This is a genomic window from Jannaschia donghaensis (assembly GCF_001403795.1).
Taxonomy (GTDB): Bacteria; Pseudomonadota; Alphaproteobacteria; order Rhodobacterales; family Rhodobacteraceae; genus Jannaschia; species Jannaschia donghaensis.
In genome coordinates this window covers 36,366-55,003 of the sequence record NZ_CXSU01000012.1, presented here as the reverse complement: position 1 = coordinate 55,003, position 18,638 = coordinate 36,366, and the positions used below count along the sequence as shown (strand labels likewise).

General features: G+C 67.3%; 17 protein-coding genes and 1 riboswitch. Of the genes, 8 read left to right on the top strand and 9 right to left on the bottom strand.

Annotated elements, in window-relative coordinates:
• The first annotated feature begins 1 nt into the window (after position 1).
• Positions 2-937, top strand: a complete 936-nt coding sequence (locus JDO7802_RS09380; protein ID WP_055084963.1) for a threonine-phosphate decarboxylase — start codon at positions 2-4, stop codon at positions 935-937.
• A complete protein-coding gene (gene cbiB, locus JDO7802_RS09375) occupies positions 934-1,875 on the top strand; it encodes an adenosylcobinamide-phosphate synthase CbiB (RefSeq protein WP_055084961.1) in 942 nt (313 codons plus the stop codon). The genes JDO7802_RS09380 and cbiB overlap by 4 nt, the downstream gene beginning before the upstream one ends.
• A gap of 14 nt (positions 1,876-1,889) precedes the next feature.
• Here the strand turns inward: cbiB and JDO7802_RS09370 are convergent, their stop codons facing one another.
• The 3 genes from JDO7802_RS09370 to smc all read right to left on the bottom strand — a co-directional run bounded on the left by JDO7802_RS09370 (position 1,890) and on the right by smc (position 6,712).
• A complete protein-coding gene (locus tag JDO7802_RS09370; RefSeq protein ID WP_055084959.1) occupies positions 1,890-2,666 on the bottom strand; it encodes a transglutaminase-like domain-containing protein in 777 nt (258 codons plus the stop codon).
• 43 nt (positions 2,667-2,709) lie between these two features.
• Positions 2,710-3,174, bottom strand: a complete 465-nt coding sequence (locus JDO7802_RS09365; protein ID WP_055084957.1) for a YbjN domain-containing protein — start codon at positions 3,172-3,174, stop codon at positions 2,710-2,712.
• A gap of 76 nt (positions 3,175-3,250) precedes the next feature.
• Complete coding sequence (smc, locus tag JDO7802_RS09360; RefSeq protein WP_055084955.1) at positions 3,251-6,712, bottom strand: chromosome segregation protein SMC; 3,462 nt, start codon at positions 6,710-6,712, stop codon at positions 3,251-3,253.
• A 196-nt stretch (positions 6,713-6,908) separates the two neighbouring features.
• Positions 6,909-7,125, top strand: a riboswitch (cobalamin riboswitch).
• Between the two features lie 107 nt (positions 7,126-7,232).
• On the opposite strand from smc, the gene JDO7802_RS09355 reads away from it, so the two are divergent.
• From JDO7802_RS09355 to JDO7802_RS09345, 3 genes are all read left to right on the top strand, one after another.
• Entirely contained in the window at positions 7,233-7,877 is a 645-nt protein-coding gene (locus JDO7802_RS09355; RefSeq protein WP_055084953.1) for a HupE/UreJ family protein, read from the top strand.
• A 64-nt stretch (positions 7,878-7,941) separates the two neighbouring features.
• A complete protein-coding gene (cobW, locus tag JDO7802_RS09350; protein ID WP_055084951.1) occupies positions 7,942-9,003 on the top strand; it encodes a cobalamin biosynthesis protein CobW in 1,062 nt (353 codons plus the stop codon).
• Complete coding sequence (locus JDO7802_RS09345; RefSeq protein ID WP_055084949.1) at positions 9,000-9,446, top strand: GNAT family N-acetyltransferase; 447 nt, start codon at positions 9,000-9,002, stop codon at positions 9,444-9,446. Before cobW ends, JDO7802_RS09345 begins: the two co-directional genes overlap by 4 nt.
• Here JDO7802_RS09345 and JDO7802_RS09340 read toward each other — a convergent pair.
• On the bottom strand, positions 9,443-10,342 hold the full coding sequence (locus JDO7802_RS09340) for a pseudouridine-5'-phosphate glycosidase (protein ID WP_055087181.1): 900 nt from the start codon (positions 10,340-10,342) through the stop codon (positions 9,443-9,445). The genes JDO7802_RS09345 and JDO7802_RS09340 overlap by 4 nt on opposite strands.
• A gap of 86 nt (positions 10,343-10,428) precedes the next feature.
• Here JDO7802_RS09340 and cobN point away from each other — a divergent pair, with 86 nt between their 5' ends.
• Together cobN and JDO7802_RS09330 are read left to right on the top strand one after the other, a co-directional pair.
• Positions 10,429-14,058 (top strand): cobaltochelatase subunit CobN, encoded by a 3,630-nt coding sequence (gene cobN / locus JDO7802_RS09335; RefSeq protein WP_055084947.1) that lies wholly within the window; start codon positions 10,429-10,431, stop codon positions 14,056-14,058.
• Between the two features lie 100 nt (positions 14,059-14,158).
• Positions 14,159-14,644 (top strand): hypothetical protein, encoded by a 486-nt coding sequence (locus JDO7802_RS09330; protein ID WP_055084945.1) that lies wholly within the window; start codon positions 14,159-14,161, stop codon positions 14,642-14,644.
• A 36-nt stretch (positions 14,645-14,680) separates the two neighbouring features.
• Here JDO7802_RS09330 and JDO7802_RS09325 read toward each other — a convergent pair whose 3' ends face one another.
• The 3 genes from JDO7802_RS09325 to JDO7802_RS09315 all read right to left on the bottom strand — a co-directional run bounded on the left by JDO7802_RS09325 (position 14,681) and on the right by JDO7802_RS09315 (position 15,595).
• The gene (locus JDO7802_RS09325; protein WP_055084943.1) at positions 14,681-14,860 is read right to left on the bottom strand and encodes a hypothetical protein; all 180 of its coding nucleotides are present in this window, start codon (positions 14,858-14,860) and stop codon (positions 14,681-14,683) included.
• Between the two features lie 63 nt (positions 14,861-14,923).
• Positions 14,924-15,172 (bottom strand): hypothetical protein, encoded by a 249-nt coding sequence (locus tag JDO7802_RS09320; protein WP_055084941.1) that lies wholly within the window; start codon positions 15,170-15,172, stop codon positions 14,924-14,926.
• A gap of 123 nt (positions 15,173-15,295) precedes the next feature.
• Positions 15,296-15,595, bottom strand: a complete 300-nt coding sequence (locus JDO7802_RS09315; protein WP_055084939.1) for a hypothetical protein — start codon at positions 15,593-15,595, stop codon at positions 15,296-15,298.
• A gap of 172 nt (positions 15,596-15,767) precedes the next feature.
• Here JDO7802_RS09315 and cobO point away from each other — a divergent pair, with 172 nt between their 5' ends.
• Positions 15,768-16,391, top strand: coding sequence for a cob(I)yrinic acid a,c-diamide adenosyltransferase (gene cobO / locus JDO7802_RS09310; RefSeq protein WP_055084937.1), 624 nt, complete (start codon positions 15,768-15,770; stop codon positions 16,389-16,391).
• A gap of 1,111 nt (positions 16,392-17,502) precedes the next feature.
• Here the strand turns inward: cobO and JDO7802_RS09305 are convergent.
• Both JDO7802_RS09305 and JDO7802_RS09300 read right to left on the bottom strand, forming a co-directional pair.
• Complete coding sequence (locus JDO7802_RS09305; RefSeq protein ID WP_083481224.1) at positions 17,503-17,733, bottom strand: DUF3253 domain-containing protein; 231 nt, start codon at positions 17,731-17,733, stop codon at positions 17,503-17,505.
• 60 nt (positions 17,734-17,793) lie between these two features.
• Entirely contained in the window at positions 17,794-18,636 is an 843-nt protein-coding gene (locus JDO7802_RS09300) for an aminoglycoside phosphotransferase family protein (protein WP_055084935.1), read from the bottom strand.
• Positions 18,637-18,638: the final 2 nt, after the last annotated feature.

Sequence of the window (18,638 nt, the reverse complement as noted above, 5' to 3'; positions counted from 1 at the left end):
GATGCCGGATCGCGACCACGGCGGCGGCCTCGATGCCGCGCGCGCCCGGTGGGGTGGGCCGCCGGAGGACTGGCTCGACCTGTCGACCGGTATCAACCCCGTCGCCTATCCGTTGCCCGAAATCCCCCTGTCGGACTGGACCGCCCTGCCCGACACCGGCGCGATGGACCGCCTGCTGGGCGCCGCGCGCACGTTCTGGGATGTGCCCGACGGGGCCGCACTCCTGGCCGCGCCCGGCACGTCCGCCCTGATCGCACGCGTGCCGGTGCTGGCCCCGCACGGACCCGTCCGCATCGCCGGCCCGACTTACAACGAACACGCCGCCGCCTTTTCGCAGGCCGGGTTTCAGGTGGTCACGAACGGCCCGGCTGCAACGCAGGTCGTCGTCCATCCCAACAACCCCGATGGGCGCGACGGGCACAGCCATTTCGACGAGACGCAGTTCAACGTCATCGACGAGAGCTTCTTCGACGTCGGCGGCTATCGCCCGTTCACTGATCGCGCGACGTCGCCCGGCACCATCGTCCTGCGCGGTATCGGCAAGTTCTGGGGTCTGGCCGGCCTTCGTCTGGGGTTCGCCATCGGCCACCCCGATATGATCGCGCCGCTGCGCGACGCCATCGGTCCCTGGCCCGTCTCCGGCCCCGCCCTTCGGATCGGTGCCGCCGCCCTGTCGGATCCGGGTTGGGCCGACGCCGCCCGCACGCGCCTTGCCGCAGATGCGAAGCGCCTGGATGCGCTGATGGCCCCGCACGGGCATGTCGTGGGCGGCACGACCCTGTTTCGGCTCTACGATGTGGACGATGCCGCCACGTTCCAGGACCGGCTGGCCCGCGCCCGCATCTGGTCGCGCATCTTTCCGTATTCGACCCGCTGGCTCCGCCTGGGTCTGCCACATCCCGACCGTTGGACGCAGTTGGAGGAGGCGCTGACATGATGCTGATCATCGCCATGATCCTCGACGCCGCTCTGGGCGAGCCGGATTGGCTCTGGTCGCGCGTCAAACACCCCGCCGTCGTGATGGGCGAAGCGATCGCCGCCCTCGACGTACGATTCAACACCGGCACGCACCGGCGGGCGCGCGGCATCGCGGTCGTTGCGGTTCTGGTGTGCGCCGCGCTGGCGATTGGCTGGCTGATCGCGCTGGTGCCCGATTTCGGCCTCCTCGAAATCCTGGGCGCGGCGATCCTGTTGGCGCAGCGCAGTCTGGTGGATCACGTGCGCGCCGTGGCGGATGCTCTGCGCCGCTCCCTCGCGGAAGGTCGCGCCAGCGTCGCCATGATCGTGGGCCGCGACACCGCCGACATGACCCAAGCGCAGGTCGCGCGCGCCGCCGTGGAAAGCGCGGCCGAAAACCTGTCGGACGGCGTCATTGCCCCCGCCTTCTGGTTCGCCATCGGCGGCCTGCCCGCGATGCTGGCCTACAAACTGGTCAATACCGCCGACAGCATGATCGGCTATCGCACTGAACGATACGCCGATTTCGGCTGGGCCGCCGCCCGTCTGGACGACGGTCTCAACTGGATCCCCGCCCGCCTGACCGCGGTCGTCATGCTGGCGTCGCATTTCGCCTTGCGGCATTGGCACCGGGTCCCGAACGACGCGGCCCAGCACCGGTCCCCGAACGCCGGCTGGCCCGAAGCGGCGATCGCGCCGTTGCTGGATTTGTCGCTGGCCGGACCGCGCAGCTACGACGGGACGCCGACCGAATTTCCGTGGGTGAACCCGACGGGGCGCAAGGATGCGGGACCGGACGACATCGACGGGGCCTGCGCAATCCTGTGGCGGACTTGGGCGGGCGCGCTGATCTTGGCGGGTGGTGCCGCGCTGTTGCAACCCGCCGCGCGCGCCCTGTTCGACTTTTTCACGTTCTGAGCATCAGGTGCTTCTCAGGCGCGGCTGACGTCGACCGATTGGTGCAGGAATTCGGCAAAGCCGAAGGACGACAAGAACGACACCTCCGCCGCGTCGCGCCCCGCGCCGATCACGGCCATCTGCGACGGCTTGGCCATCCCGGTCGCATCCACCAAATGCCACGCGCCTTCCAGCCAGACTTCGGCCACCGCATGGAAATCGGGCGGATCGACATCGGGCGCATAGACCGACGCGATCCGCGCGGGGATGCCCGACGCCCGCGCGAACGCAATCAGCACATGGGCATAATCCCGGCAAACCCCGCGCCGCGCGAAGTAGCTGTCGCGCGCCGTGGTGGTGTTGGTGCTGGCCTCGCCGTCATAGACGAAACTCTCCCTGATCCAATCGCTGACCGCCACGATCAGCGCCCCGCCCGACAGGCCACTGTATTCATCCGTCACCAGCGCCTCGAACTCGTCCGACGGCACGTACCGCGACGGCATCAGATACGAAGTCGCTTCCGCCCCCAGGTATCTGACGGATGTCGTCCCCAGGGCGGTCAGGTCGATGTCGGGCCGCGTCACCTCCACCTGCGCTTCGTAGGTGACATCCAGCTGCCCCTCCGCCTCCATCCAGGCGCGGGTGCCCAGCGCTCCTTCGGCCGGAATGCGGGCAAAGTCGCGCACCGGCGTCGTCGACAGGGCATCGCTCAGGACGGTCTGACCTGCGATTCGCGCCAATTCGACCTGCAACAACAGATCGGTAGGCCGTTCCAGGACATACGACAGGCGGGAGGTTATGTTCAATTTCATCTGACAGCAGCTATCCGGTTCTGGCCCCGGACCCAACCCGCATTCACCAGTCGATGAAATCCTCGAAATCCTCGATCAGCAGTCGCCAGAAATCCAGATTATAGGAAAAGCTGCCGGTGCTGTTGCCCGCCTCGGCCAATACGATGTCCATGCGGATGAACGGGTCGCCCTCATCGTCGACGAAAGCCCGGCCAAACCGGTTTTCGCGGTTCCAGTCGTTGATGCGCTTGGCATTCATCGGAATATCGAGGTCATACCCCGAGGAGAACTGGATCGACGTGCAATCGGTCGCGTTGTTGCAGCCATAGAAGAACACCGAAAAGTTCGACTCCGAAACCTTGGAGCTGATTTTCGGATCGCCCAGGTCATCGGTCCCCATCGTGGCGAGATAGCCTTCCTGCTGCATCGCACGCATCACGCCTTCGGGGTCGGACGCCGCAACGAAATCCTGGGCAAACGATATCCGGGCGGCACAGACCGCGACGGCGGCGATCGACAGCATCTTCATCACGCGGTTCCTTCTGATGTCGGGCCAGCGTGGCCCAGCAGCCCGGTTTGCGTCAACCGCCGCGGGGTCGGCGGCATCACGCGACCAGCGCCTCGGCCCGCTTCAGATCCACCGACACCAACTGGCTGACCCCCTGCTCCACCATCGTCACCCCGAACAACCGGTCCATCCGCGCCATGGTCACCGCGTGGTGCGTGATGATCAAAAACCGCGTATCCGTGCGCCGCGTCATCTCGTCCAGCATGTCGCAGAACCGCGTTACGTTGGCATCGTCCAGCGGCGCATCCACTTCGTCCAGCACGCAGATCGGCGCCGGATTGGCCAAAAACACCGCAAAGATCAGCGCCAGCGCCGTCAAGGTCTGCTCCCCCCCCGACAACAGGCTAAGCGTCGAAAGCTTCTTGCCCGGCGGCTGGCACATGATCTCCAGCCCCGCTTCCAGCGGATCGTCCGATTCCACCAGCTCCAGCTGCGCCTCGCCGCCCTGGAACAAATGCTTGAACAGCGTGCCGAAGTTCGCGTTTACCGTATCGAACGCATCCAGCAGACGCTGACGCCCCTCCTTGTTCAGGGTGGCGATTCCGGCGCGCAATTCCGCCACGGCCTGATCCAGATCGGCCTTTTCGGACACCAGCAGATCGTGCTCCGCCGCCACCTCCGCCGCGTCTTCCTCGGCGCGCAGATTGACCGCCCCCAGTGCGTCGCGTTGCCGCTTGAGCGCATTGACCTGTCCCTCGATCGCTTCCGCCGCAGGCAGGCTTTCGGGGTCGACGTCCAGAACCTCCAACAGGGCTGCCGGCGTGCAATCCAGCGCCTCCTCGATGCGCCCTTCGGCATAGGCGAGCGTTTCGCGCGCCGCGTCCATCCGTGCCTCGGCCCGCGCCCGCGCCTCCCGCGCCTCGCCGGCCGTCCGCTCCGCGTCGCGCGTGGCCTGCGTGGTCTCGCGCAGCGTCGTCTCTGCGGTTGCCAAGGCGTCCGATGCGGCCGCCCGCCGCGTCTGCGCCCGGTCGATCTCTCCGGCCAATGCGTCGCGCTGCGCGGCAAGGTCCGCGGGCACCACCCTTGCCGCGTCCAGCTCCGCCTGCGCCGCGCCGCGCTGTTCGGTCAATTCCGCCAGCCGCCTGTCGGCGCTGTCCAGCCGCGCGCGCCAAGATGCCAGGTCCTTGACGACCTGACCCATCCGCCGCCCCCGCGCCTCCGCGTCGCGCTTGACCTCGTCGGCCTGCGCGCGGCGCGCCATCATCGCCATGCGGGCCGCTTCCACCGTCGTGCGGATCGTCTCCAACGCCGCACGCGCCGCCTCCAGCGGGGCCAGCGCGCGACGCGCCGCCTCGGCCTCGCGCTGCGCCTCCCGCGCCTCCAGCATCTCGCTCTCGTAGCGCGCGACGGCCATCTGCGCCGATTCAAGCCGGGACGCCGCCGTGCCCTTGGCCCCCTCGGCCTGTGCCAGCCGGCGCCCCGCCTCGGTCAGCGCGCGGTCGGCCGCGCGCCGCGCCTCCCGCGCATCCGCCTCGGCCGTCTTGCGCCGGGTCAGGGTCAGGACCAGCGCCTCGTGCGCGGCGCGCGTGCCGTCGGCCCGGCTCGTCGCCTCCTCCAGATCCTGACGCAGCGATGCCAGCCGGTTCACCTGTTGCAGGCGCAGCGCCGCGGACGACGGCGCGGCATCCGCCGACACCCGGTACCCGTCCCACCGCCACAAATCGCCCTCGGTCGACACCAGCACCTGACCCGGTTGCAGGCGCGGCTGCATCTGTGCGGCCTGCTCCGCGTCTACCAGCCCGATCTGCGACAGGCGCCGGCCCATGACGTCCGGGGCTTCGACGAACGGCCCGATCGGGTCGATCCCGTCGGGCAACGGCGGCACCCGGTCATAGGGCGGCATCTGCGCCCAACCGGTCTCCTCCGTCTCCGACACGCCCACTTCGGACGCACGCAGATCGTCGCCGTAAGCCGCGCCCAGCGCCGCTTCGAACCCCGGCGCGACCGTGACCCGGTCCAGCAGCGGCTCCCCTTCCGCAGAATCGCGCGCCAGCAGCTTGGCCAGCGCCGTCGCCTCCGCCCCAAGGGTGTTCGCCACGCCCTCGGCCTCGGCCCGCTCGGTGCGCGCCCTGCCCTCGTCATCCTGGGCGGCTTCGCGCGCCGCCTCGGCCGCGACCATCCCCGCCTCCGCCGCCGTTGCCGCATCCTGCGCAAGGGTCTGTGCGGCCAAGGCCTCCGCCGCCTGCCCGTCCACCTCGCCCAGTGTGACCTGCGCCGCCTTTGCCTGATCGCGCGCCGCGGCGGCCTGGTCTTCGATCTTGATCAGCCGCGCATCGGCGTCCTGCGCCATCCGGGTGACCGACTGGTGGCGCGCCGACAACCGGGCCAGATCTTCGGTCAGCGTCGACAACTCCTCCTCCCGCGTGGCAAGGACGGCACCGGCCTCGACCGCCGCTGCCTGCGCTTCGGCCAGCGCGGCGTCTTGCCCGGCATCAGCCTCCGTCAGGTCCATTTCTTCGGCCGCCAAACGAGCGATCGTCTCCCCGGCGTCCGTGTTCAGCGTGCCTTCCCGCGCCGCGTCGGTCGCCAGTTGCGCCAACCGCGCCTCCAGTCGGCGAATCGCCTCGCGGGCCTGCGTCTCGCGTTCGGTCAGGGTGTCGCGCTGCACATTCAGCCGCTGCAGCACCGCACCCGCGACCGCCTCCTCCTCGCGCAGGGGGGGCATCGCCGCCTCGGCTGCGGCCCGTGCTGTTTCAGCCGCGACGGCCAGACGCTCCGCCGTCGCGGCATCGGTAAAACGCGCGCGCAACGTCGCTTCGGCGGCGGCCCGCGCCTCCTCCGCTTCGCGCCACCGCCGGTACAGCAGCAATCCTTCCGCATGGCGCAGTTTCGTCCCGATCTCGCGGTACCGCGCGGCCTGCCGCGCCTGCCGGGCCAACGTGGCAAGCTGCGTGGCCAATTGCTCGACCACGTCGTCGACCCGCGTCAGGTTCGCGACCGTCGCGTTCAGCTTCAGCTCCGCCTCGTGCCGTCGTTGATACAGCCCCGAGATGCCCGCCGCTTCTTCCAGAATCCGACGTCGTTTCTGTGGCTTGGCGTTGATCAGCTCCGAAATCTGACCCTGCCGGACCAGCGCCGGGGAATGCGCGCCGGTCGATGCATCCGCGAACAGCATCTGCACATCCCGCGCCCGCACGTCCGTCCCGTTCAGCTTATAGGCGGAACCCGCATCCCGCGTGATGCGTCGCACGACGTCCAGCGCATCGGCGTCGTTGAACGCCGCCGGGGCCGTGCGTTCCGAATTATCCAACGCCAGCGTGACTTCGGCGAAGTTGCGCGCCGGGCGCGATGCGGCCCCGGCAAAGATCACATCCTCCATCCCCCCGCCGCGCATCGCGGTGGGGCGGTTTTCGCCCATGACCCAGCGCAACGCCTCCAACAGGTTGGACTTGCCGCAGCCGTTCGGCCCCACGACCCCCGTCAGCCCGTCGGCAATGACAAGGTCGGTCGGGTCCACGAAGGATTTGAACCCTTGCAGGCGTAGGCGAGAGAACCGCATCTGGGCAGTGTCGCCGCGCCGACGCACAGGTCAAGGGCAACACGCATCATCTCGCGGAGACAGGCGCTTTATCCACAACATATCGTCCGTCTCACGCCCGACCGTCACCGCCGCGACGTTTGCGGCATTACCCCCGCAGACGTCGTTCCCCCGCGCCAACACGGCGCAATCGCGCTTGACCGCTGCGACGTCCGGGCGCATCAAAGACGGGCAAGGTTCCCCGGCTAAACGCACATACGGGGATGAAATGGGAATGCGGTGAGGGGGATCCAATCAGGACCCCGATGCCGCAGCCGCCCCCGCGACTGTAAGCGGTGAGCGCGGTGCCACAGGCCACTGGGACCACATCCCGGGAAGGCGGCACCAAGCCACGACCCGCAAGCCAGGAGACCAGCCCTGCACCGCCAACCGGCGGACCGATGACAACGGACGGGGTGTTCCGTGAACGGGCGATGCTGGGCCGAACACGCCCGTATTCCCGCCACGACCCCTTCAGACAGGACCTTGAAGGGGACCACAGATGAAACGCTTCCTGATCGCCGCGACCGCCGCGCTCGCCGCCACACCCGCCCTGGCGCACCACCCGCTGGGCGGCCTACCGATGACCTCCTTTTCCCAGGGGCTTCTGTCGGGCGTCGGCCACCCGGTCCTCGGCTTCGACCACCTGTTCTTCGTGGCCCTGATGGGCATCGCCGCCGCCTATTCCGGTCAAGCCCTCAAGGGGCCGCTCGCGTATATCGCCGCCATGCTGGCGGGCTGCGCGTTGATGGCTGCGGGCGTCGCACTGCCGCTGGCCGAAGTCGCCATCGTCGCGTCCCTCGTCACGCTGGGCGCGCTCGTCGCGTCCGGTCGCGCGCTTTCGCCCACCGTTGCCACCGCGCTCTTCGCGGGCTTCGGTCTGTTCCACGGCTCGGCCTTCGGCGGTGCCCTGACGGGGCAGGAAGGCGCGCTCGGCGGTTCGGTCCTCGCGGGCTATCTCATCGGCCTCGCGGCGATCCAATACGCCATCGCCATCGGTGCGGGCCTGCTGATGCGCCGCGTCCTGTCGGCCCCCGGTGCGGCGTCGATCAACGCCCGCCTTGCCGGGGCCATGGTCGCCGGCGTCGGCATCTTCCTCAGCCTCGAAATCCTCGAAGGCCCGATCGTCGCCGCCCTCGTCGGCTGATCGACCCATGCCACACGGGCCGCCGCGACACCCCGCGGCGGCCCTTTTCTTTTCGGAGCGCCCCATGGCCAAGATCCCCGCCACTATCGTCACCGGCTTCCTCGGGGCTGGCAAAACCACCCTCATCCGGCATTTGCTGCAAAACGCCGATGGGCGCCGCATTGCCCTCATCATCAACGAATTCGGGGATCTGGGCGTCGACGGCGGCATCCTCAAGGGCTGCGGCATCGAAAATTGCTCCGACGACGACGTGGTGGAGCTGTCGAACGGCTGCATCTGCTGCACCGTCGCCGACGACTTCATCCCCACGATGGAGGCGCTGCTGGCGCGCGAAACACCCCCTGACCATATCGTCATCGAAACCTCCGGCCTGGCCCTGCCCCAGCCCCTCGTCCGCGCCTTCAACTGGCCCGGTCTGAAGACCAAGGTGACCGTCGACGGCGTCGTCACCGTCCTCGATGGACCCGCCGTCGCCGCAGGGACCTTCGCGTCGAACGTCGCGGCCGTCGACGCGCAGCGGGCCGCCGACGACGGCCTCGACCACGAAACGCCGCTGTCGGACCTCTACGCCGATCAGGTCGCCTGCGCCGACATGATCGTGGTGAACAAGGCCGACCTGCTGGGCGACGGCACCGCCGCCCTCGTAGCCCGCCTCAAGGGCGAATCTCGCGACGGCGTGCAGGTCATCTCGGCCACGCAAGGGGCCCTCCCGGTCGACGTCCTGCTGGGCCGGGGTCAAGGCGCGGAAGACGACATCTCCGCCCGCCACGAGGTCCATCACCACCATGACGACGATGATCACGACGACGGCCACGACGACCATCACCACGAACACGAACACGGCCACGACGCCTTCGAGAGTTTCATCGTCGATGCCCCCGAAGTCACCGATCCGGCGCAATTCGCGACCAAGGTGTCGGACGTCATCCGCAGCCACGACATTCTGCGCCTCAAGGGTTTCGCCAGCGTCGCAGGTAAGCCCATGCGCCTGACGGTGCAGGCCGTCGGCCCCCGCGTCGATCACTACTTCGACCGGCCCCTGGGCACCGACACACGCGGCGCGCGCCTGGTCGTGATCGGTCAGGCCGGGCTCGACCGGGCCGCCATCACCGCCGCGCTTCAGTGAAAATCGGGCCCGCCGACCCCGCGTCGCCGGGCCCCGCCGCGCTGCTGGCGCAAAGCCACGCGCTGATGGGCCGCCTCTTCCCGGCCGAGGCGAACCACGTCCTCGACACCGTCGCCCTTGCCGCGCCCGATATCCGCTTCGTCGCAGCCACCGACGGCGATTCGACGCTGGGCACCGGGGCCATCGCGCTGCGCGACGGCTACGCCGAGGTAAAAAGCATGTTCACCGATCCTAACGCCCGCGGCCTTGGCGTCGGCGACGCGATCCTGCGCCACCTCATCGCGCTTGCCGCCCGCGAAGGCGCCCCGATCCTGCGCCTTGAAACCGGCACCGGCCTCGACGCCGCGCACCGCCTCTACCGTCGCCACGGCTTCACCGAACGCGGCCCTTTCGGCGACTACGAAGACGCCCCGTTCAGCCTGTTCTTCGAACGCCTGCCCTAGCCCACCGCCGCCACAGCGATCCGCCCCGCAAGACGCGCGTTGTTCAGCACCAGCTCGATATTCGCCCCCAGCGCCTTGCCCTCTGTGACCGCGTTCAACCGGCCCAGCAGGAACGGCGTGACATCCTTGCCCGACACGCCCTGCGCGTCCGCCGCCGCCAGCGCCGCGTCGATCGTCGCGCCGATTTCGCGCGCATCCAGCGCGTGCTCCGCCGGAATCGGGTTGGCGACCAGCATCCCCGTGCCCAGTCCCACCGCCCGGTTCGCCGCCCAGACGGCGGCGATGTCGCGCGCGTCGTCGAACCGCTCCCCGGCTGTCACGCCGGACTGGGCGGTATAGAACGCGGGGAATTCATCCGCGCCGTACACGGCGACGGGCACCCGCAACGTCTCCAACGCCTCGATGGTGCGCGGAATGTCCAGGATCGACTTCACCCCAGCGCAGACCACCAGAACATCCGTGCAGGCCAGCTCCGTCAGATCCGCCGACACATCCATCCCGTCGCCCCGGTGCACCCCGCCGATGCCGCCCGTCGCGAACACCCCGATCCCGGCCAATGCGGCGATCCGCATCGTGGCCGATACCGTCGTCCCGGCCGTCAGCCCCTTGACGATGCAGGCCCCCAGATCGCGCGACGCGGCCTTCACCACGCCAGTATCCTTGGCCAGCCGCTCCACCTGATCGGGGGTCAGACCGGCGCACAGCTGCCCTTCGATCACCGCGATCGTCGCGGGCACGGCACCCTGGTCGCGCACCGCCTGTTCGACCTGCATCGCGACGTCGGCGTTGCGCGGCCAGGGCATTCCATGGCTGATGATCGTCGATTCCAGCGCGACCACGGCGCGCCCCTGCGCCAGGGCCGTCGCCACTTCATCGCTCATCGAAACATCGGTCATCTGGGTCACGGCATCGCTCCTGAATTTGCCCCCTCTTGCACCCAAAGCCCCGGTCCCGCAAACCCCGACGCGACAGGAGACCGCCCATGCATCTGCTTGCCGCACAGCCCGGCGCCATCGACGATGGCGAACCCGTCGACCTGGGTCAGACGCCCGCCGATCTGGTGGTCATCACCGCCGCCGATACCGAACTCGCCGCCCTGTCGCAGGCCCGCGCCGCGATGGACGCGGCCCCGTCCTTGCGCCTTGCCTCGCTGATGCATCTGCGCCACCCGATGTCCGTCGATCTGCACCTCGACGCCTGCGCGACGAAATCCAAACTCGTCGTCGCCCGCATCCTTGGCGGGCGCGGTTACTGGACCTACGGGTTGGAGCAATATGCCGCCCGCCTGTTTGAATCCGGCGTGCCCTTCGCCGCCCTCCCCGGTGACGACAAACCCGACGCCGAATTGCGCGACCTGTCGACCGTCTCGGACACGGATTACGACGCGCTGTGGTCCTGTCTGGTCGAAGGCGGGCCGCAAAACGCCACGACCTTCCTGGCCCATGCCCGCGCGATGATCGACGGCACCGACCGCCCCGCCCCAGCCCGTCCCCTGCTGCGCGCGGGCCTCTACTGGCCCGGTCAATCCGACACGTCGATGACCGACCTGCGCGCGGGCTGGACCGACGGGGCCCCCACCGTCCCGGTCGTGTTCTACCGCGCGCTGTTGCAGGGCGCGGGTCTCAACCCGGTCAACCGGCTGGTGAAGGCGCTTGTGCGCAAGGGGCTGAACCCGCTGCCGGTCTTCGTCGCCTCGCTCAAGGATCCGGTCAGCCAGGCGACCCTGCAATCGCTGTTCACCGACACGCCGCCCGACGCAATCGTCAATCTGACGTCCTTCGCCGTCGGCGACCCGGCGCAGAACCCCCTTTCCGCGACCTTCGCCAACGCCGCCCCCGTCTTCCAGGCCGTCCTGTCGGGCGGGACGGAGACGGCTTGGGAAGATGGCCTGACCGGCCTGTCGGCGCGCGACATCGCCATGAACGTCAGCCTGCCCGAACTCGACGGTCGCGTCCTGACCCGCGCCATCGGCTTCAAGGGCGAAGCCTTCTTCGACGACGCCACCGAATGCCCGATCGCGACGTGGAAGGCCGCCGGCGACCGCATCGCCTTCGTCGCCGACCTGATGGCCAATTGGTGCGCCCTGCGCCGCACCGCGCCCGCCGACCGCCGCGTCGCGCTCGTCCTCGCCAACTACCCCAACCGCGACGGGCGATTGGCCAACGGCGTCGGCCTCGACACGCCCGCCGCGACCCTTCACGTCATGCGCGAACTGGCCCGCGAAGGCTACGACACGGCCCCCCCGCCCGACAGCGCGGCCCTCATGGCGCAGATCATGGCCGGCCCGACCAATTGGCTGACCGATCGCGCCGACCGCCAAGGCGGCGAACGCCTTTCCCTGGCCGACTACCGCGATTTCTATGCCACCCTCCCCCTGGCCGCCCGCCAACAGATCGAAGACCGCTGGGGTCTGCCCGACGCCGATCCCTTCCTCGCCGACGATCACTTCGCCCTGTCGATCCACCGCTTCGGCAACGTCCACATCGCGCTCCAACCGGCACGCGGCTATAACGTCGATCCCACCGACAGCTACCATTCCCCCGACCTGGTTCCGCCTCACAACTACCTCGCGTTCTACGCCTGGCTGCGCGCGCAATCGGACGCCATCGTCCACATGGGCAAACACGGCAATCTCGAATGGCTGCCGGGGCGCGCCGTCGCCTTGGGCGACACCGACTGGCCTGAAATCGCGCTCGGCCCCCTGCCTCACCTCTACCCGTTCATCGTCAACGACCCCGGCGAGGGCACGCAGGCCAAGCGCCGGGCGCAGGCCGTCATCGTCGATCACCTGACCCCGCCGCTGACCCGCGCGGAATCCTACGGCCCGATGCGCGACCTGGAGGCGCTGGTCGACGAATACTACGAAGCCGCCGGCGTCGATCCCCGCCGCATCGACCTGCTGCGCACCGAAATCCTCTCGCTGGCCGCCGTCACGGGCCTCGATATCGACGCAGGATTCGCGGGCGACGAGGGCGACCTGGCCAAGCTCGACGCCTACCTCTGCGACCTCAAGGAGGCGCAGATCCGCGACGGTCTGCACATCTTCGGCCAATCCCCCGAGGGCCGCCTTCAGGACGATCTGCTCCAAGCCCTCCTGCGTCTCCCGCGCGGCGACGATGCTTCCCTGCCCCGCGCCATCGCCGCCGACCTTGCCCTGCCCTTCGACCCGCTCGACTGCGACATGGCCGAAGCGTGGCAAGGCCCGCGCCCCGACGTCCTGACCGGCGATGACCCTTGGCGCACGATGGGCGACACTGTCGAGCGCATCGAAGACTACTCGGCCCGCCTTCTGCGCGCCGACACCCCCTCCCCCGGCCCCGCCACAACCGCCGTCCTGGCCGAGGCGCGCACCCTCCGCGCGACCCTCCGCGCCTGTGGTCCCGCCGAAATCGACGGCCTTCTCACGGGCCTCGCCGGTCGGTTCGTGCCCCCCGCCCCCTCCGGCGCGCCGACCCGCGGGCGGCCCGACGTCCTGCCCACGGGCCGCAATTTCTACTCCGTCGACAGCCGCGCGGTGCCGACACCGACCGCGTGGAAACTCGGCTGGAAATCCGCCTCCCTCCTGCTCGACCGCCACCTGCAGGACCACGGCGACTGGCCGCGCGCCATGCTGGTCACCGCGTGGGGCACGGCCAACATGCGCACCGGCGGCGACGACATCGCGCAGGCGCTGGCGCTCATGGGCGTCAAACCCCGGTGGGACGCCGCCAACCGCCGCGTCGTCGGGTTCGAGATCATCCCCGCGACCGCCCTAGGCCGCCCCCGCGTCGACATCACCCTGCGTGTGTCGGGCTTCTTCCGCGACGCCTTCCCGCAGCAGATGGCATTGGTCGACGCCGCCGCCCGCGCCGTTCAAAAGCTTGATGAACCCGAAGCGGACAATCCGGCCGCTGCAAGGTTCCGCGCCGGACAATCGCCCTCCCGCGTCTATGGCTCCAAACCCGGGGCCTACGGTGCCGGCCTGCAAGCCATGATCGACGAGAAACTCTGGGCCGACACCGCCGATCTGGGCAAGGCTTACGTCGAATGGGGCGGCTACGCCTACGGTTCGGGCGAAGGAACCGCCGACCACGACGGCCTGCGCCAGCGCCTCACTCAGGTCGAGGCCATCGTCCAGAACCAGGACAACCGCGAACACGACATCCTCGATTCCGACGACTATTACCAATTCGAAGGCGGGGCCGCCGCCGCCGTCGAAATGCTCCAGGACAAGAAACGCCCCGTTTACCACAACGACCATTCGCGCCCCGAACGCCCCGTCATCCGCACCCTGGAGGACGAAATCGGCCGCGTTGTCCGCTCCCGCGTGGTGAACCCAAAATGGATCGCGGGCGTCAAACGCCACGGCTACAAGGGCGCGTTCGAGATCGCGGCGACGGTCGACTACCTCTTCGCCTTCGCCGCCACGACCGGGGCCGTGCGCGACCACCACTTCGACCTCGTGGCGCAGGCCGTGCTGGAGGACGACGACACCCGCGACTTCATCGAAAACGCCAACGCCCCCGCGCTGGCCGACATCGCCGACCGGTTGCAGGAAGCCATCGACCGGGGCCTCTGGACGCCGCGTTCCAACTCGATCCGCGGGTTGGTGGAGCGGTTCGGGCGGACCTGATGCCATTCAAATGACGCTACTCCACCCCCCCCTACCATATTGGGGTCAATATCCGCCGTTAGACGAACCACATCGGATCAAACAAACGAAGGAGCTCGAGATGACGAATTTCATGGACCGGACGCTTCGTCTTTACCGCCGTTCGCCTGAGGGCCTTCAATTCATCTGGGTCTACGGCTTCGAGAATGGAAACATCCACATCGACTCCGGCCTGTGCGGAAAGATGGCTGACCGCAAGCAAGTGCCGGCCACCGAGCGTGAGAAGATCGCACTATTCGTTCAGGCGATGACGGGTGACGGTTTTTCCGAGGTGGACGAAGAAGGTATGACTTTCATGGAGATCGTTTTCCCGGTCGCCGGAGACTTTGCCGACGATGCGGAATTTCAGAAGCGAAACGAACTGGTAGACAGTCTCGATGAGTTTCTTGCACTGACGGGTCAAGGCTTCGTTGATGGAGCGAGTTCCGGCATGGGAACGATGGAAGTCGCCTTCATGTCTGCCGATGCCGAGACGTCCAAATCTGTGATTGCCGACTGGCTTTCCAAAGGCGATTGGAACGATTTCCAATCCATCGAAGCGGCTTAGGCCCATAGCAGTATCGAAGCGAGACAGGACCGCTACCTAGTCCTTCTTGTCGCGCGCCGCCTTCTCGTCGCGGGTCAGCGGATTGTTCCACTGGTTGTTGCTCAGCCCCAACTCGGGCTTGGGCGGCTTCGTCTTGCCTTTCTTCACCTCGCCGCCCTTCTTCAGGAACGCCTGGATCAGATCATCGTCGGTGGTCTTCTTGGGTACGTGTTTCATGGCACCAGACCTACAGGCACCGAGCCCGCCTTGTCACGCGCCTTCCCCGACCGAACTGCGGGCTCACCCCTGCTGGACCATGTACCGGGCGATGCCGTAAACATAGAGCGCCGAGAACAGGATGTTCACATATTTCAGCTGCGGCTCCGTGCGCAGCCAGCCGCAGGCCACCCAGATCAGGCAGAATGGCAGGCCCAGCACCATCGACGCCAGATGCCAGCCCTGGACGATGCAAATCGTGCTCGCGATGCCCAGCGCGAACGCAATCCACTTCAGCCGCTGTTCCCAGGCGGCAAGAACCGAAACACTCATCTGTTGAAACTTTCAGGATGCCAGCGCCGTGAACCCGGCGTTCTGACATGCCTCCCCTACCGCGAAATCATCGCCTCGACAACGCTCGCGCTGCGGTTTGGCATGGCGCCGGTCTGGCCCGCGTCATTCCACGCGGCAATCCAGCGACATGTTGATCAGCGCGATGTCCCCCACCGCCGTCGCCGGTTTGACCTTGCACCCCGTCACCGTCTCGGTGGCCTGGATCGCGGCCAGCACGACCTCCGCCAGACCGGGCCGCCAGGTCGGATTGGTGCGCGTGGCCTGCGCCGTCTCCAGGTTCCAGTTCACGCGGAAATCATGCCCCCCCGCGCTGGCGGTGCCCGACCGGTTCAACCCGTCCAGGGGATGGGCCGAATTGCAGGCCGACACGAGAAGGAGGAGCGGTAGAAGAAATCGCAGCATGCGCCGACCCTGCCCCGGATCGGTTAACGAAGGCTTAAGGTTTCGACGTCCGACGCAGATCACCCGTAGATCACCCGCGGATCACCCCTAAAATCCGCTGCCGTGTTGCTGCCTTGACGCGCCCGCCCCGGTCCCGGATTGTCCCCCGGAATGCCGCCCCCGGAGGCCCCAGATGACCGATCCTGCCACGCCCGCAGACACCGACCGCCACAACTCCAAGATGGCCAAGAAAAAGGCCGCCCGCGACAAGATCATGGCCACCAAGACCGAAGAAAAGGGCCTCGTGATCGTCCACACCGGCAAGGGAAAAGGTAAATCTTCCAGTGCCTTCGGCATGATTTTCCGCTGCATCGCCCATGACATGCCCTGCGCCGTGGTGCAGTTCATCAAAGGCGGCATGGGCACCGGCGAACGCGATCTGATCGTCAATAATTTCAGTGATTTGTGCGAATTTCACACCATGGGCGAGGGCTTCACCTGGGAAACGCAGGACAAATCGCGCGACATTGAAATGGCGCAGGCCGCATGGGCCAAGGCCAAAGAGCTGATCCTGGATCCACGCAACCGCATGGTATTGCTCGATGAAATCAACATCGCGCTGCGCTACGATTATGTCGACGTGGCCGAGGTGGTGGCCTTTCTGCGCGACCGGAAGCCGCCGATGACCCATGTCGTCTGCACAGGTCGCAACGCCAAGGAGGAGCTTCTGGAGCTTGCCGACCTCGCCACCGAGATGGAGCTTTTGAAGCATCCCTTCCGGTCCGGCGTTAAGGCGCAGGCCGGGGTGGAATTCTGAACCAGAGCAACGGCTTGCCACGCATCTGATCGGAAAACGGCCCCTGCAAGGCCCAACCGAAAATCGCATATCGTCCCGAAGTGGGACCAACCGCCCAAAGACGTCTTCTTCGCCCCCGACCTGTCCAAGCAGACCCCTTGCGTCAGATGTTGTAGAACACCGCCAAGGGCTGGATTGCAGGGGCATCGGTCAGCGACTTCGACAGATTTCGGGACGCGATCGAAAGCCACGTCGCCACCCATTTTCGTCGCCAATCATTCCGACCGGGGCTGGTGTTGGAAACGGTGCCCCTGGCCCTGTAAGATCTTGGAATCGTAAGGCATTGTCCGGCGGTCGATGGCAAATACCCGCGATCCAGTGGTGCCCGTCTAGAAGAACAACTATCGGATCTGGGTTTCGTCGTCGACGCGCGCAACGGGTTCAACTCCTACCATTCCGCCATGGAAACGCCTGGCCACCTGAGCCTTGTCAACCGCGAGGATTTCACCGGCCAAGTCCATACGCATTGCGACTGGGCCGACGTAAAACCTCTTATCAAAGCATTGGTAAATGACATTTTTTTCGACGTCTGAAAGACCGGGGCCACTTCCGTTCCCGAACCCACAGCTGCCGACGCGGCCTATCAGCCCTCAGCGCACGGCAGCCGTGGTACCGGACAGGCCCAACGGTCATGGACGGCATCGACGAGGACGCGACCGACAGCCATTACTGCACAGGGCGGTGGTAAACCGGACCGATGGTTCTGGCCATGAACTCCGCCCGCGCGATGCCGCTACGCCTGCGGGAAACGGCGCTGAGGTTGATCGAGGGACAAGAATGGAGGCATCTGCCCCGCCGCTTTTGGGTGGGCGCAAATCCAAACGTGTGCGTCTGATTTGGGGGGAGGTGCTGCGGACAGACCTCGCGACCCACGGCTTCGAGGTCTTCACGGCGGAACGTGTGGGGGCGGGCGGGGACGCGATCAGGGACCAGCCATTTCTGCTGGAGCGGTCGATCCTGTTGTGCGATCGGATCGGCGTGTTGGCCCCCTGGGCCGATCTGCACCGCGACCGCTCGCCCAGATGCGCCAGGGCGCCGGGACGCAAACTGCGGCGTCAGCGGCGCAGCCGGGCTAGACGATCAGACGCAGCCGGATCGTACCACGGGCCGTGACGGGGTCGACCTTGGCACCGCCCTGCGTGGCCTCGACCTCCGTCAGGTCCTTTGCGACCGCGCGCACGCGCGGCATCAGAACGCGCCAGTCGTCCGACAGCGCCCGCGCCACCTCGGACGGGCAGATCGTGGCCGGCGCACGCGCGGTCACCTGCGCCAGCATCTCAGCTGCGATTTTCGTGTCCGACATCATTGCGATACCGGGGGAGCGGACGGTGGTGTCGAACAAGGCGCACGCCACGTCATCCGATCACCGCTCAGCCGCATCGAGCAATGCACGCAGATGCGGCAGATCCGCCTCGTCCGATGAACTGCCGTCCAGAGTCCAGACGATGGAGAGGGCACATTTGGCAGCAGCCCACGCCAGAAGCCGTCCCCGATCGACGTCGAGATCCCTGTGCCACCTATCGGCCCGCTGCTCGATCAGCTGCCGGTCTCCGCGCAACTTTGGTACTCCTTTCGGATTTCGAAAAGCATTTGCCAGCTCGAACGTGCGCTCCCCCAAGATGCCTTTTGCGTCGAAGGCCATGTCGCCGTCCGGCGTTGCGATGACGTTATCGTGGTGCAAATCCCCGTGAAGCGGGCCGATCGCTGTTTGCGTGTTGATCAGGTCGTCCGCCAGCCGGACCGCGCGGGCGATGGCCTGCCGAAACGCGGCCGACCGCGCCGTCGACAGGCGCAGCCCTGTCAGATCCGCAAACCACGGTGCCAGCGGCGGCAGCACCAAAGATTGTGGGATGTCCTGACCCAGACGCCGCGCGATGCGACCCAATGCACCGTCGGCGTCTGCACAATGCCCGTCGCGGAATCGGTCCCCCAATGACGGCTCCTCCAGCCAGCGGAGGAGTGCCACGTTCCTCCGGGTTCGGACCACTTTCGCCGCCGCGCCGTCCGGCAAGGCCGCCAAATAGGCAAAACCCGACCGCTCGTTCCCCATGTCTGGCACGGCATAGATCTTGAGCGCCCCGAAACCACCCGCGTCGAGCCTGACCTTCCAGATTTGCGCCGAACGGTTGCTGGACACGGCGACCGGATCGAAGACGCCGAAGTCCGACAGAATTTCCGTCGGCGGCGGCGCTCCGATCTGGTTCAAAC